We start from the raw sequence: 1,511 nt of genomic DNA on the forward strand, positions 1-1,511 counted from the left end.
CCCCGTTATGTTCTTCGTGGTCCTGCAAGAGGGCCGCTGGCCTCCGGGCCCGGCATGACTGTGTCCCCCTGTCGCAAGGATGACCTGGGGGGTGGTGTCACCGGGCCCGGCAGGTGCCGTCGGAGACGCTGATGAGAGGTCCGGCCACCGCCCGGTCTGGCGCAATGCCGGACAGCTCGCGGGCGGCAGGTCTGCATAACGTGGATGCGCGCGTACGACACCACCGCCAAGGCCGGCCGGTTCAACTCCCCTGAAAGGGCGCGATGTTCGACACCGAAGACGTGGGCGTGTTCCTCGGCCTGGACGTCGGCAAGAGTGCTCATCACGGCCACGGCCTCACCCCGGCCGGGAAGAAGGTCTTCGACAAGCCCCTGCCCAACAGCGAGCCGAAGCTGCGGGCCGTCTTCGACAAGCTGACCGCGAAGTTCGGGACCGTGCTGGTGATCGTGGACCAGCCGGCCTCCATCGGCGCCCTCCCACTGACCGTGGCCCGGGACGCTGGTTGCGAGGTCGCCTACCTGCCGGGCCTGGCGATGCGCCGGATCGCCGACCTGTATCCGGGTGAGGCGAAGACCGACGCGAAGGACGCCGCGGTGATCGCGGACGCCGCCCGCACCATGCCCCACACCCTGCGCTCGCTGGAACTGACCGACGAGATCACCGCCGAGCTGACCGTCCTGACCGGCTTCGACCAAGATCTCGCCGGCGAGGCCACCCGCACCTCCAACCGGATACGCGGCCTGCTCACCCAGTTCCACCCCTCGCTGGAACGCGTCCTCGGGCCACGTCTGGAACATCCAGCGGTGACCTGGCTGCTGGAACGCTACGGCTCCCCAGCCGCACTGCGGAAAGCCGGCCGCCGCAGACTCGTCGAGGCGATTCGCCCCAAGGCACCACGCATGGCACAACGGCTGATCGACGACGTCTTCGACGCCCTGGACGAACAGACCGTTGTCGTCCCCGGGACCGGCACCCTCGACACCGTCATCCCGTCCCTGGCCCGCTCTCTGGCCGCCGTCCACGAACAACGCCGGGCCCTGGAAACCCAGATCAAGACCCTGCTGGAGACCCACCCTCTTTCCAAGGTCCTGACCTCGATGCCGGGAGTCGCGGTCAGGACCGCCGCAGTCGTGCTGGTCACCGTCGGCGACGGCACCAGCTTCCCCACCGCCGCCCACCTGGCCTCCTACGCCGGCCTCGCCCCGACGACGAAGACCTCGGGAACCTCGATCCACGGCGAACACGCACCCCGAGGCGGAAACCGGCAGCTCAAACGCGCGATGTTCCTGTCCGCGTTCGCGGCCCTGCACGACCCCACCTCCCGCACCTACTACGACAAATGCCGGGCCCGCGGAAAAACCCACACCCAAGCCCTCCTCCGCCTCGCCCGCCACCGCATCAGCGTCCTGTTCGCCATGCTCCGCGACGGCACCTTCTACGAACCACGCGTCCCCGAAGAAGCCGTCGCATGACCAGCTCGGGCTTGACGAAGGACATAGAGGCACCCCCCC

1 protein-coding gene is annotated in these 1,511 nt (G+C 68.8%); it reads left to right on the top strand.

What is annotated here, in order from left to right; all coding sequences use genetic code 11:
* The first annotated feature begins 263 nt into the window (after positions 1-263).
* Positions 264-1,472 (top strand): IS110 family transposase, encoded by a 1,209-nt coding sequence (locus E1265_RS36170; RefSeq protein WP_132935166.1) that lies wholly within the window; start codon positions 264-266, stop codon positions 1,470-1,472.
* Positions 1,473-1,511 lie beyond the last annotated feature (39 nt).

This window comes from Streptomyces sp. 8K308, assembly GCF_004348315.1.
Lineage (GTDB): Bacteria > Actinomycetota > Actinomycetes > Streptomycetales > Streptomycetaceae > Streptomyces.